The 13,725-nt window shown below is 55.9% G+C and carries 12 protein-coding genes; 7 read left to right on the top strand and 5 right to left on the bottom strand.

Annotated features, from left to right (window positions below; all coding sequences use genetic code 11):
* Both H1Y61_RS22150 and H1Y61_RS22145 read right to left on the bottom strand, forming a co-directional pair.
* Positions 1-1,503, bottom strand: coding sequence for an inorganic phosphate transporter (locus H1Y61_RS22150; RefSeq protein WP_174112737.1), 1,503 nt, complete (start codon positions 1,501-1,503; stop codon positions 1-3).
* Positions 1,504-1,861: 358 nt separating this feature from the next.
* Positions 1,862-2,311, bottom strand: coding sequence for an NUDIX hydrolase (locus tag H1Y61_RS22145; protein ID WP_268885207.1), 450 nt, complete (start codon positions 2,309-2,311; stop codon positions 1,862-1,864).
* 496 nt (positions 2,312-2,807) lie between these two features.
* On the opposite strand from H1Y61_RS22145, the gene H1Y61_RS22140 reads away from it, so the two are divergent.
* The 6 genes from H1Y61_RS22140 to H1Y61_RS22115 all read left to right on the top strand — a co-directional run bounded on the left by H1Y61_RS22140 (position 2,808) and on the right by H1Y61_RS22115 (position 9,563).
* Positions 2,808-4,214, top strand: coding sequence for a DUF6880 family protein (locus tag H1Y61_RS22140; protein ID WP_180574852.1), 1,407 nt, complete (start codon positions 2,808-2,810; stop codon positions 4,212-4,214).
* A 147-nt stretch (positions 4,215-4,361) separates the two neighbouring features.
* Entirely contained in the window at positions 4,362-5,795 is a 1,434-nt protein-coding gene (locus H1Y61_RS22135) for an FAD-linked oxidase C-terminal domain-containing protein (protein ID WP_180574851.1), read from the top strand.
* Positions 5,792-6,994, top strand: coding sequence for an FAD-binding protein (locus tag H1Y61_RS22130; protein WP_180574850.1), 1,203 nt, complete (start codon positions 5,792-5,794; stop codon positions 6,992-6,994). Before H1Y61_RS22135 ends, H1Y61_RS22130 begins: the two co-directional genes overlap by 4 nt.
* A gap of 55 nt (positions 6,995-7,049) precedes the next feature.
* A complete protein-coding gene (locus tag H1Y61_RS22125) occupies positions 7,050-7,700 on the top strand; it encodes a hypothetical protein (protein WP_180574849.1) in 651 nt (216 codons plus the stop codon).
* The gene (gene glcF / locus H1Y61_RS22120) at positions 7,701-9,014 is read left to right on the top strand and encodes a glycolate oxidase subunit GlcF (RefSeq protein ID WP_180574848.1); all 1,314 of its coding nucleotides are present in this window, start codon (positions 7,701-7,703) and stop codon (positions 9,012-9,014) included. It abuts the gene before it with no gap.
* 63 nt (positions 9,015-9,077) lie between these two features.
* Positions 9,078-9,563, top strand: coding sequence for a hypothetical protein (locus H1Y61_RS22115; protein WP_180574847.1), 486 nt, complete (start codon positions 9,078-9,080; stop codon positions 9,561-9,563).
* A 26-nt stretch (positions 9,564-9,589) separates the two neighbouring features.
* On the opposite strand, the gene H1Y61_RS22110 is transcribed toward H1Y61_RS22115, so the two are convergent.
* Positions 9,590-10,300, bottom strand: coding sequence for a glutathione binding-like protein (locus H1Y61_RS22110; protein ID WP_180574846.1), 711 nt, complete (start codon positions 10,298-10,300; stop codon positions 9,590-9,592).
* Positions 10,301-10,466: 166 nt separating this feature from the next.
* Between H1Y61_RS22110 and H1Y61_RS22105 the strand changes: the two genes are divergently transcribed.
* Positions 10,467-10,913, top strand: coding sequence for a DoxX family protein (locus tag H1Y61_RS22105; protein ID WP_012654098.1), 447 nt, complete (start codon positions 10,467-10,469; stop codon positions 10,911-10,913).
* An 845-nt stretch (positions 10,914-11,758) separates the two neighbouring features.
* Here H1Y61_RS22105 and hisG read toward each other — a convergent pair.
* Both hisG and H1Y61_RS22095 read right to left on the bottom strand, forming a co-directional pair.
* Positions 11,759-12,451, bottom strand: coding sequence for an ATP phosphoribosyltransferase (gene hisG / locus H1Y61_RS22100; RefSeq protein ID WP_012654099.1), 693 nt, complete (start codon positions 12,449-12,451; stop codon positions 11,759-11,761).
* Positions 12,451-13,569 carry an ATP phosphoribosyltransferase regulatory subunit gene (locus tag H1Y61_RS22095; RefSeq protein ID WP_180574845.1) on the bottom strand — a complete coding sequence of 373 codons (1,119 nt, stop codon included), beginning with the start codon at positions 13,567-13,569 and terminating at the stop codon, positions 12,451-12,453. Before H1Y61_RS22095 ends, hisG begins: the two co-directional genes overlap by 1 nt.
* Between the last annotated feature and the right edge of the window lie 156 nt (positions 13,570-13,725).

Raw genomic sequence — 13,725 nt, 5'->3', positions numbered from 1 at the left:
TTATCGAAAGAGCGCGAACATAACCCGGTAAATCAGCGCTGCAAGCCCCGCGGAGACCGGAAGCGTCACCAACCAGGCGCCCATGATGGTGAGGATGTGAGAGCGACGGACCAGGCGACGCCGGTTCACCTCATCGGCATTGGACGGTTTGGGGGCTTTACGCTGCCATTCCGCCGACTTCATCAGCATGTACTCCAGCCGCCGTTTTGAATGGCGATTATACCATTCCCGGAAAAAACCGAGGCCAAACACCGCGCCGATAGCGATATGGGTGGAGCTGACCGGCAGGCCCAGTTTGGAAGCGGTGATGACGGTGATGGCGGACGAAAGCGATACGCAATAGGCCCGCATCGGGTTAAGTTTGGTGATCTTGGTGCCGACAAGGCGGATCAGCCTTGGGCCAAACAGCAGAAGTCCGGTTGAAATGCCGAGCGCGCCTATCGTGACCACCCAAAGCGGTGCGGTCATTCGCGTGTGCAGATCATTCGACATGACCGTATGAACAATCGCTGCCAGCGGGCCGATGGCGTTGGAAACGTCGTTGGCGCCATGCGCAAAGGACAGCAAAGCGGCGGCACCGATCAGCGGCATCCGAAACAGTTTGCGCAAGGATTGATTACGGTTTTCCAGCCCTATTGCCTGCTGGCGCACGATAGGCCGGGCCACAAGCCAGGCAATGGTGCCGATCACCAGGCCGAACAGAACGGCTCGATCCGAGATGATCGTAAAGCCCATGCCGGTGGTTTTCAGGCTGAGATAGCAACTGAAGCAACCTGCCATCAATCCGATCAGAATCGGCACCCAACGGCGCGCCTGAGCGATCTTGTCGGGGCGGTAAACGATCAGGTCGTAGATCAGAAACAGGATGGCGGCCGCGATCAATCCGCCCAACACCGGTGAAATCACCCATCCGAGCGTGATGGTGGCGATGGTCTGCCAATTGACGGCGGCGGTGCCCATGGCTGATGCGGCGGCCCCCATGACACTGCCGACGATGGAATGGGTCGTCGAGACCGGGGCATTGGCCCAGGTGGCGAGATTGATCCAGAGGGCTGCCGCCAACAGAGCAGCCATCATGATCCAGATAAAGGTTTGTGGATTGCCAACCAGGGACGGCGCCAGGATACCTGAGGAAATCGTATCGGTGACTTCGCTTCCGGCAATCATCGCCCCGGCAATTTCGAAAAACGCCGCCATCACCAGCGCGCCGGTCATCGTCATGGCCCGGGCGCCCACCGCTGCCCCGACATTGTTGGTCACGTCATTGGCGCCGATATTCAGCGCCATGTAGCCAGCAAGCGCTGCTGCGGCAATGATGATGGCAGAGCCTGTCCGGTCTGCTGCAAAGCCGAGCGCAAAAACCGCAGCAAAGATCAAAAAGATCAATGCCATGCCGTAGGGAGCAGCACCACGCGCCACGTGCTGGGCAGCGCGTTCGAGCAGGGTCAGCCGGTCAAGATCTTTGTCCAGCATTGGTCGGGGGTATTTGGGAGGCTTGCTCATGCTTGGCGTGCTGGTTCTATCATTGGTGCGGGCATTGGAGCGTGCCACACGGCTAAAAACCGATGTCGCGCCCATGGGAGGGGGCCGTGAGAGAGGCCCGTGAGGAGGATGGACTGATATGCGGCGCACTCTGGTTCGTTTGGCCGTACGGTGCTGTAGCGCATAATTGCCTGGGTCGGAATTGATTTAAAATGGATCAGAGAAAAAGTCGAACCCGGATTTCCTGATAGCCTATTCAATATCAGGCAATCACCAGCCACTCGCTCTTCTCTATTGACAAGAGCGGAAATGCCTATGGGACCCGATAGAAAGATAATAGCCTGTCATCATGACGCTAAGACGTCGTCTTATCGGCAAATCAGCCCGCTTTTGCGGCATTGCGCTGGCGTGACAGGGTAAGAAGGTGGAAAAGCCGTTTTAATTGTGGCTCCTGCACCCGGCTTGCCGCAACGTCGCAGCTCACCCATTCCAATATGCGGGTGCCTTTTTCTGGATAATCGTCAACAAACTCGCGCACTTCCAGCAGGTAAACCTTCACCTCACACGGGATTTTCAGCCCGTCCGGCATGCCTTTCATATAAAGATAAGAACCAAAACTGGTTTTGGCGATCTTTCCCTTGACGCCTGCTTCCTCGTAAGCCTCACGCTGGGCCACGAGATGCGATTTTTTTGAGCCCATGGGCCAGCCCTTGGGAATGACCCATCGCCCGGTATCGCGGCTGGTAATCAACAGAACTTCCAGAAGCCCCGTTTCGGTTTCGCGATAGCAAAGCGCGGCAAATTGCTGTTTCGGCGGGCGCCGAAACATCAATTCCAAATCCGACACGATGCGCTGTAGAATGGCCAATGCGTAAATCCGTATTTTTGATTATTGTAATATAGATGATTCCCGCAGAAGTTGGTAGCGGTTTCGTTGAACAGGAGAAAATCGCGGCAGATAAACCGAGTCTTCCATAATAGAACTCATGAATGCCTTCATGCAATTGTCATGAGGCACGGTCTGTCATGCGCCCATCGCAATGCGGCGTTCTTATTCTGGCGCGTTTGAGCAGAGTGAACCGTTGTCCACCTGTCGAAAACCAAAGCGATTCGGTGATTACGCATCAGTGTCGCGAATGATGACGATTCGCATGGCCGCGAAATTTTGTCTTTGACCGTCTTGTTTGTTGCGTCATATCGGCCTTTTATTCGATTACACCGAAAATAATTCCTAAATATGACCTTATTTGCCTTTTCTCCATGAGGCGCTTCTTTTGCTGTTCATCCTGGGTCCTTATGGTGCGCGCGTTTTGAGAGAGAAGACGATGGCAAAGAAAGCTGCTGCGAAATTCGATCGTGCCGGACTGGCTTCGCTTGGCGCAGAAAAATTGGCGGAGATCCTGCTGGATGAGGCCAGCGCCAATAAAGCCCTGAAACTGCGCTTGCAAGCGGCTCTTGCGGGTACGGTGGGATCAACGAAAGTGCTTGCCCGGATCGACAAGCGTCTTGATCAGATTGAACGCTCTGCCTCCGGCATTACCGCCAACCGTGCGCGCGAATTATCGACCGAGCTGGGCGGCATGATGCGGACCATTGGCGGCGAGCTTGGCGATGATCCAGTTGCCGCAGCCGAGCGGATGGTGCGGATGATGTCAGTGATGCTGGGGATGACGCATCGCTTATACGACCGCAGCGCCAAGCTGGAAAAACTGTCGGAAGAAATTATTGCTGCTGCGGTTTCGATGATTGCGGCTTTGCCAGAGACAGGTCAGGTCATGCTGGTGCCGGCCCTGGAAAAGGTTCGGGCTGCTGACAAGCACCGTGAGCTGGGCGATGTCTTTTCACAAATGATAGCAGTGCTTGGCACAGCCGCCGCCGATACCTGGAAGCAATTGCTGGAATCAGCGCTCAAGAACAGTCGCGCGCCACAACACATCCTGCAACTCCTTCAGGATCTCGCCGTGAAGCGTCAGGATTTTGATGAGGTGATCCGGTTGGAAGAGGCGAAGCCGGAACTCTATCAGGATAGTCTTGTCCTGGCGCATCTGCTGTTTGACGCCCAGCGTTTCGAGCAGGCGCTTGAGTGGGTGCGCAGAAAGCCAAAGGGCATGCGTGTCGTCCGTATCGGCGGTATGACGGCAGCGGCTGGCCCGGACTATGGTGTGCAGGAGCGTAAACTGCTGGAGGCCGATATTCTTGAACGCCTCAAACGGCGAGGGGATGCCCAGGCTTTACGCTGGCAGGAGTTCTGCGAGACATTCGAGCCAGACGTGCTGCGAACCTATATTGCTAAGCTGGATGATTTCGCCGAATTCGAGGAAATGGACAAGGCGCTGAACCTGGTGATGAACAGCAAGGATACCTACAAATCCCTGTGGTTTCTGATCGGCTGGCCAAAGCTTGATCTTGCGGCGCGCCTGGTGATTGACCATGCCCAGGACTGGGACGGTCGCCAATATGAACTGCTTTCCACCGCGGCGGAGAAGCTCTCGGAGGAACAGCCGGAAGCGGCAACGGTGCTTTACCAGGTGCTGGTCAGTGACATTCTCAAGCGCAGTGCGTCACAAGCCTATCACCATGCTGCATCCTATATTGCAGCATTGACCGATCTGGCGCCGCGTGTTTCGGCCATTAACGGCCAATACGATCATGTCAGGTTCATGCAGAGCCTGAGACTAAAGCACGCCAAGAAATATTCGTTCTGGATGCTGTTGCCCGAAGACCTTCGTTGACAAGGTTCTGAAAGGGCGGCTGGCAGCTGTGAGCTTCGAGGAGCAAACGGCAGATGGAGAGGATGGCCATCTCCGCGCGGTTTTCATTTGAGGAATTGGCCGACGCAGATAAGGTGCTTCATCTGAGCGGCGCTTCGGGAGGACTGGATGGCCGATACCATTGAATTTCTAAAGCCCGATGCTGGCATTCTTGATCGACGTGACCGGATCGTCGCCGAACTGTCGGCAATCCTGCCCAAGGAGCGGCTGATCCATAAGCCAAGAGAGCTGGTGCCCTTCGAGACCGATGGGTTGCTGGCCTATCGCCGCCAGCCGCTCTGTGTCGCTCTGCCTGAAACGACGACGCAGGTGGCGGCCGTGATGCAATATTGCCATCGCCATAAGCTGCCAGTCGTGCCGCGCGGCGCGGGTACCTCGCTTTCCGGCGGCGCGATCCCCCAGGAGGATGCGGTGGTGATCGGCCTGTCGGCCATGACCCGAATTCTCGACATCGATTTTATGAACCGCACCGCCACTGTGCAGGCTGGCGTGACCAATCTGGCAATTTCGGAAGCAGTTGGGCCGCAGGGGTTTTTCTACGCGCCCGATCCTAGTTCGCAGCTGGCCTGTACGATTGGCGGCAATATCGGCATGAATTCCGGTGGTGCGCACTGTCTGAAATATGGCGTGACCACCAACAATCTTCTCGGCGTGAAGATGGTGCTGGTCGATGGCACGGTGATTGAACTGGGCGGCAAGGCACTCGATAGCAGCGGTTACGATCTGCTTGGCCTGATCTGTGGTTCGGAGGGGCAGTTGGGCATCGTCACCGAGGCGACCGTGCGGCTGCTGGCCAAGCCGGAAGGCGCGCGTCCGGTCCTGTTCGGCTTCGATAGCGCCGAGGCTGCTGGTACCTGCGTTGCCGATATCATTGGGGCTGGCATCGTGCCGGTGGCGATGGAATTCATGGACAAGCCCGCCATCGAAATTTGCGAGGCCTTCGCCCATGCCGGTTATCCCATGGATGTCGAGGCGCTGCTGATCATCGAGGTCGAGGGATCGGACGCCGAGATGGAGGCGATGCTGGCCGATATCTGCGAAATCGCCCGCCGCCATGGGGTGAAAACCATCCGCGAAAGCCAATCGGCGACGGAAGCAGCTCTGATCTGGAAAGGCCGCAAATCCGCCTTCGGGGCGACGGGCCGGATTGCCGATTATATCTGTATGGATGGCACGGTGCCGCTCAGTCAATTGGCCTATGTTTTGAAAAAGACCTCGGAGATCATTGACCGTTACGGCCTGCGGGTTGCCAATGTCTTTCATGCTGGTGACGGCAATATGCATCCTCTGATCCTCTACAATATCAACGATCCCGAAGATGCCGCCAAGGCGGAGGCGGCGGGCAATGAAATTCTCAAGCTCTGCGTCGATGCCGGTGGCTGCCTGACCGGCGAGCATGGTGTCGGCATCGAAAAGCGCGACCTGATGCGCCATCAGTTTTCCAAGGCGGATCTTGCCCAGCAAATGGCGGTCCGAGCCGCTTTCGATCCCGATTGGCTGCTCAACCCCAGCAAGGTCTTTCCGCTGGAGGGCCGGGCGTGAGCGCGTTTCTGGCACCGCAAACGGAAGATGAGGCCGCAGCGATCATTGCCGAGAGCGCCGCGACGGGCCGGACGCTGGCCATCAAGGGTGGCGGTACGCGCTCAGGCTTCGGCAACCCTCTCGAGACGGATGCGATACTGTCATCCACCGGGCTTTCCGGGGTAATTGCCTATAATCCGGCAGAAATGGTGCTGACGGCGAAAGCCGGGACACCTATGGCCGAGATCGAGGCGGCGGTATCCGAGAAAGGCCAGTCGCTGGCCTTTGAGCCGCCGGATCATCGCGGTTTGATGGGGACGACAGGGGAGCCGACGGTTGGCGGCGCCTTCAGCGTCAATGCTTCAGGACCTCGGCGCTTTGTGGCAGGGGCGGCGCGCGATCACCTGCTGGGTGTCCGTTTCGTCAATGGCAAGGGTGAGGCGATCAAAGCAGGTGGGCGGGTGATGAAGAATGTCACCGGGCTTGATCTGGCGAAACTTCTGGCCGGTTCGCATGGTACGCTTGGGTTTTTGACGGAAGTCACCTTCAAGGTTCTGCCGCGTCCACGCGTGACGCAAACCGTCGTGGTGTCAGGTCTTGACGATGCCGCCGCCGCCCATACCATGGCCGTCGCGCTTGCAATGCCGGTCGAGGTGACAGGCGCTGCCCATCTCCCGGAACTGGTTCGGCCCCGCCTGATCGGCGGAAATCTACCGGATGGACCAGCCACGGTATTGCGGCTGGAAGGCCTGCCTGCCTCGGTGCTCGAGCGGACGGAAAAGCTTTTAGCGGTGATGGAACGGCTTGGACCCGTCACGCTGCTGGATGAGCCGCAAAGTCTTGTTGTTTGGCGGGAAATCCGCGATGTACGCCCCTTCGCGGCCATGCTGGACAAGCCGGTCTGGAAAGTATCCGTCGCACCGACAGCAGGCCATCACCTGGTCGCAGGCCTACGCCTGCATGCGGCTATCGATGCCTTTTACGACTGGCAGGGCGGTCTGGTCTGGATGCAGATGGAAGCGGACCCGGAGGGTGAACTCATCCGGAAGGGGATAATGGCACTTGGTGGGGGACATGCCTCTCTTCTGCGAGCCGATGAGGCAACCAGACGTGCCTCATCCTCATTCGATCCATCACAAGCTGCTGTGGCTGCCTTGATGCAACAGGTTCGACGTTCTCTCGATCCAAAAATGGTATTCAATCATAACGGGATTTTCTGAAAATTTACCACCTGTTGATATGCGCTTTTTTGCAACACTCATCAGGGGGATTGAAATGCTGAAAATCGATGATGCCATTGGTCTGATTATTGAAGGAACGCACGAAGCAAATCGAAAATATTTGCGCATGTCGGGAGGTGCTACCGTTCATGAATATGGGATTGAGCCTTTGATTTCGGCAACGATTGCCGAAACACTGTACAATTCAGGTGCCGAGAGAGGAGAGGAGTGCTTCGTTACTCTGGAAACAACGTGTTGGGAGCTGGTGAAGTGGTCGCTGGGTGGCGAGGTGGAAGACAGTGTTTACAAGGATAGCGACGGGCAGAGGGCCGACGTCGTTTACTGGAATCGGCACAATTTGCCGGAAGGTGTGGTTGAGGTAAAACGACATTTTTCCTTTTCAAACTGCGAAGATGATATCCGCAAAATCTCTTCGCTTTTGTCACGTCTGGATACTCAGGAAGAAGGTACGTTGAAATGGGGCGCTGTTGCTTCCATGAGAGAAACGACCAATACTTCTACCAAGGACAAGAAATCTGTGCTGAAAGACTTTCTCAGCAAATGTGAAGAGAAGTTCCCAGATTTTACGTTCAAAGGACGATGCGAAGAAGTTGGGGTCGAGGCAGAGTCCGCTGTTAAGAAACGGCGTCCGGAATTGACCGCCTTTCAGGCCTATGCAGTGCTCTTCAGGAGAAAGAAGGAATAGGTGCAGACCAATTTTTCCATAACCCAACTTGCCGATCCAAAAACCGCAGAAGCCGAGAGCATTCTGCGCCGCTGCGTGCATTGCGGCTTCTGCACCGCGACCTGTCCCACCTATGTCACGCTTGGCAATGAGTTGGACAGTCCGCGCGGGCGCATCTATCTGATCAAGGATATGCTGGAAAACGGGCGGGCGGCGGATGAGGAAATCGTCACGCATATCGATCGGTGTCTGTCCTGTCTGGCCTGTACTACGACCTGTCCCTCCGGTGTCGATTACATGCATCTGGTGGATCACGCCCGCAACCATATCGAAAATACCTATAAGAGGCCGCTGGCCGACCGGTTGCTCCGCAAAATGCTGGCAGCGGTGCTGCCCTATCCGGGGCGTATGCGGGTGGCGCTGGCCTTTGCCCGGTTTGGACGCCCGTTTGCGCCACTGATGGAGCGTGTTGCCGCCTTGAAGCCGATGGCGGCGATGTTGCGACTGGCGCCTCAGGATGTGCCTTATCCATCGCCCATCTCACGCCCGGGTTTGCATTCGGCGCGGGGCAATCGCAAAGGCCGGGTGGCGCTTCTGACCGGCTGCGCTCAGTCGGTGCTTGATCCCGGTATCAATGACGCGACTGTTGCGCTGCTGACCCGGCTGGGTATCGAGGTCGTCGTGCCGAAAGGGGAAAGCTGCTGCGGGGCGCTGGTGCATCACATGGGGCGTGAGACGGATGCGCTTGCCGCGGCCCGGCGTAATATTGATGCCTGGATGGTGGAGATCGGGCCGGGTGAGATCAGTGGGTTAGATGCCATCGTTATCACCACATCCGGCTGTGGCACCACCATCAAGGATTACGGCCATATGCTGCGCCACGACCCCATCTATAGCACCAAGGCAGCACGGGTTTCGGCGCTGGCGAAGGATGTGAGCGAGTACCTGGCCAGTCTGGATCTGCCGCAGCAGGCGGATAAGGGCGTGACCGTTGCCTATCATTCCGCCTGTTCGCTACAACACGGCCAGAAGATAACGGCCCTGCCGAAATTACTGCTGAAAACGGCGGGGTTTACGGTGCGTGATCCGGCGGAAGGGCATTTATGCTGCGGCTCGGCTGGAACCTATAATATTCTCCAGCCGGACATTTCGCAGCAATTGAAAGCCCGCAAGCTGCGCAACATCCAGGCTGTCAACCCCGATGTCGTCGCTGCTGGTAATATTGGCTGTATGACTCAGATCGGTTCGGGAACCGACATCCCTGTCGTCCACACTGTCGAATTGCTCAACTGGGCATTTGGCGGAGAAAAACCCCAGAAATTAAAGGATTTATAATCGCGGCATGCAATAATCGGTTTTTAGCAACCCTGTTGCTGGGTCCTGTCTGGAGGGCGGGCGATGATAAACCGATTTGTATTGATCCTGAATGAAGCCTTGGTGATTTTCGCGTGCCTGACACCAGGGGCTGAGGCCATGGATCGTTATTATTGTGCAGTTGATGATGTCCAACTGAAATTGTCGATAGAGGCCGCTTTCAAGGAAGAACCGGGCTGGCCGCTTGGAAATCTGCGCGGCGTCATGGTGTTCAAGCCGGGGCAAAGCGTGCCGGGCGAGGGCAGGACAGTGACGGGTGCCGTTCGGCTCGCTATGGCCGACAGTGTGCAATCGAGGCATGATGATCGCAGCTTTCAACTACGAACCTCATCCACCTCGGGTGAGGATGGAGACATCATGATTGTCGATATCCTATTGAATGCCAGCATGCAGGGAGAGGATATCAACCGTTTTGCTGGCAACTATGCCGTGACGGTACGCCCGCAAGGCAACACCCATCCCGCTGCCGCAGTGGAGCGGGATGGTGCGTTGAATTGCAAGCGTTTCTGACCAGGTCAGTTCGATCAAGATGAGCCTCACACTGGGCGCGGAGGAATATTCAGGCCCTTTTGGCTGGCGGGACGGGCTTCGCCGCGAGCGGCCCAATCCATGACGGCGGGATAATTGGAAAGACCAATGACCTCGGCGGCTTCATAACCAGCGGTAATGCAGCGTACCCACGGCCAGGTGGCAATATCGGCAATGCTGTACTCGTCACCGGCAAGCCAGGGACGGTGAGCAAGTTCTGCCTCGAGCACGGCCAACAAGCGACGGGTTTCGTCGCGATAACGCTCCATCGGGTAGGAATTGTTGGCGACCTTATCGGCGGCATATTTGTGGAAATGGCCGAACTGGCCAAACATCGGCCCGACACCGCCCATCTGGAAGAACAGCCATTGCAGGACGCTGTAGCGGCCCGGACCGTCCTTTGGCAAAAGCCGTCCGGTCTTTTCGGCCAGATAGACCAGAATCGCACCCGATTCAAACACGCCGATCGGTTTTCCGTCCAGCCCGTGCGGGTCGAGGATAGCCGGGATGCGGCCATTCGGATTGAGCGAGACGAATTCGGGGGATTTCTGCGCATTGTCGGAGAAAGTCACCAGATGCGCCTCATAGGGCAATTCCAGCTCTTCCAGCGCAATCGATACCTTGACGCCATTTGGTGTCGGCAGCGAATAGAGCTGAATGATCTCTGGATTTTGGGCAGGCCAGCGCTGGGTGATCGGGAAGGAAGAAAGGTCAGTCATGACAATATCCTAATGAATGCCAGGGTGTCGAAGATGGTGTTTGTTCTCAAATTGTGAACGATACGTCAATTATTGTCCACCTATCTGAAACAGTAGAGATGTGGGAAAACGGCTTCACAGTTTTCTAACCAATTTGCGCCCCGCAGTCATCACACTGGAGCCTTCCATGTCAAATACCAATAACGCGATCCTTCTGCTCGCCAGAATTCTTCTCTCCTTCATTTTCATTCTGTCTGGCTTTGGCAAACTGACCGATCCGGCTTCCACGGCCGGCATGATCACTGGCGCTGGACTGCCTGCTGCGACGGCTCTGGCTTATCTGGCCGGTGCGTTTGAGTTGATCACGGGTCTTTCCGTCCTCGTCGGCTTTCAGACGAAGATCGTTGGCTGGGCCTTGGCGCTGTTTTGCATCTTCACCGGCGCTGTCTTCCATAGCGGCACGGTTGCTGTTCCCGGCTGGCCGGATGCAGCACTCGGCTGGATCAACACACTGAACGGCATCATGATGATGAAGAACTTCACCCTTGCTGGCGCTTATATCCTGCTGGCAACGGTCGGAGCTGGCGCCTACTCGCTGGACGCCCGTCGCGGTGGTAAGCTGGCGCTTGCCTGATATGCAGGGGGCTATTCAATATAGCCGATAAAAATTTCCTGTATCGACCGGCTCTTTTCAAGCCGGGATAAATACAAAGGCCCGCCGGAGCGATCCGACGGGCTTTTTGCTTTGAACGGCATGCTGTTATGGATCACGGTCATCGGCTGGTAATTTGTCAGGGAAAGGAACCCCTGTTTTCCCTGACAAACTCTAAACAGCCTTAGCCACCGTGAGGGCCGGAGCAAACCTTAGTGAACGGATTGCAGACCCCTGCGTTTGCTATGGTGAGTGTTTCACCAGTGCCCAAGAACAACGATACAATAAGAAGTGCTTTCATATGGTATTTCATCATTACCCCCAGATATGATAAAATGAACAATCACGGAAAAATTAGAAAAGTTATTGCATGTTAAATACATGGAAATAACGCTCATTTATATTCTGTTGTAAAATATAAATTCATTTATCATCATTTTTCCGTGTACATCATTTAGGTTTTTATTTTTGCGGGAGTCAATTATTTATTATGAAGTAAATATCATTATTTGATATTTTTTCCATAAATACATACTGAAAATGTCGTAAAATAGATATTTTAAATCAATTTAGCCATCGATTTGCGCCATAAAGTACTTTTACATAAAAACGATGATACGATATTTCAAATTTAAATAATTATCAAAAATTACATTCTGTGTGTTTTATATATTCAGGTTTAATAAACATGTATTCAATTCTATTTAGTGAAATATAAATTTTTCCGAAAAAAAGCCCAGCGTCTATTCAGACCCTGGGCTTTTACGTCATTATTGAATTTGGGAAATGTTGGAAGCAGTCAACTACATTACGTTTACTCTGATAATTCAGAGTGCGCTTCTGACAGCGTCGATGATTTTGCCAATCTGAGCATTGCCTTCATGCTCTGGCTTGCGGGCGCGAACCAGGCACGCTTGTGAGCGCAGGATGATGCCATCACTCAACACTTTCAGGTGGTTTGCCCGCAGGGTTGAGCCGGTGGAGGTGATATCAACGATTATGTCGGCCTGGCCAGCGGCGGGTGCGCCTTCGGTGGCGCCGAGGCTTTCGACGATCCGGTAAAGCTGGATACCATGCTGGCGGGAGAAGAACTGCTGGGTCAGGCGCCAGTATTTGGTGGCTATCGCCAGCCTTCGGCCGTGGCGGGCGCGAAATTCCTGCGCCACATCCCCCAGATCAGCCATGCTGTCCACGTCCAGCCAGATGTCAGGTACGGCCACCACCACATCGGCATGGCCAAAACCAAGCCGTGCGGCGATTTCCACCCGCTTATCGGCATCCGCCAGCTCTTCGCGGATCAAATCTTCACCGGTGACGCCGAAATCGACGGTTCCATTGCCGATTTCGCGGGAAATTTCCGAGGCGGAAAGATAGGCAATCTCGATATCCTCGCCTTCGACCCGGCCGCGATAGGAGCGGTCATTGCCGACAGCGGTAATGGTCAGCCCTGCACGGGCAAAAATCGCCGAGGCGTCTTCCTTCATCCGGCCCTTGGAGGGCAATCCGATGGTAATGGTCATCAGCGTGCCCTCGCCAGTTCAATGCGGTCCAGCCAGAGGGAGAAGCCGACGGCGGGAATGGTGTGTTTTGCACCGAGCAGGGTCAGCAGCCGGTCGAACCGTCCGCCACCGGCCAAAACGGCGGCTTCGCCGGAAAGCGCCACTTCAAACACCAGCCCGGTATAATAATCCAGTGGTCGACCAAAGGCGGCGCGATAGGTGATCCGGGAGAGATCGACGCCAAGGTCGGTCAGTGCGGCGATCCGTGCCTCAAACCCTGCAAGAGCCGCACCCAGCGACAGACCCGCCGCATCAGCAAAGCCCGCCAAGGCTGAGGCGGCTTCGCTCAGTGGTAATTCCAGCGATAGAAACTCGCGCAGCAGCAAAAGGGCGGCGCCATCCAGCCGGGTTTCGGCCAGCGCCAGCTTTTCCTTCAGCCTCGCGGCAATTTCGCGGGGGCTGCGGCTGGCATTGGTGGAATAGCCGGTGTCTTCCATGGTCCGGTCGAGATGGGCGATCAGCCCGGCTTCGTCGCCGGACGATAGCAGCGCTTCCACAGCCGGATCGAGACCATGCGCCGTTTGTGGGCTGGCGAGGGTTTTCAACAATTGATCGAGATGGGTGCTGTCGCCAAACGCCTGGATCAGCCGTCTTTGCCAGCCGGAGGGTAGACCCAGCGTCTTGACCACGGCCTCAAACACCGCCTGATCGCCGAGCATGATGGTCAGCGGACGTCCGGGCAGCAGCTTGTGCAGAATGCCGATGGCATCATTAATGGCGCGGGCATCGGCGCGGGCGGTGGCGGGCTCGCCAAGATCTTCAATGCCAGCCTGATAGAATTCATTGCCGCCTTCGCGACGCTGGCGAAACACTTCACCCAGATAGGCGTAGCGTTTCGGCGTGCCGGTGGCGTTTTCGATATGGCTGAGACAGACGGGAATGGTAAATTCCGGCCGCAGGCACAGGCTTTCGCCGGTCTCGCTTTCGGTAAGGAAAATTCGGCGGCGCAGATCCTCGCCCGCCATATCCAGAAACGGCTCGGCGGGCTGGATAACCGGGGTATCGACCCTTGCTGCGCCACGCGCGGCAAAGTCGTCAAGAAGAGCACCGGCGAAATCCGGCATATTGATCAGAGGCATTGACTATCCCGGTCAGTTACGCATGCATTCGGGATAATCCGAACACCACCCTTTGACTGTTATGTCAATGATGGGTCTGGCTATGCTGCCATTTTTTATAGGCCAGCAGGCCCCCGGCCAGAACCAGCAGGCCAAGCGGCATGACAGTGTATATCT

The organism is Agrobacterium vitis, from assembly GCF_013426735.1.
GTDB classification, from domain to species: domain Bacteria; phylum Pseudomonadota; class Alphaproteobacteria; order Rhizobiales; family Rhizobiaceae; genus Allorhizobium; species Allorhizobium vitis_D.
The sequence above is the reverse complement of the archived record's forward strand: the minus strand, read 5'-3'. Positions and strand labels throughout refer to the sequence as shown.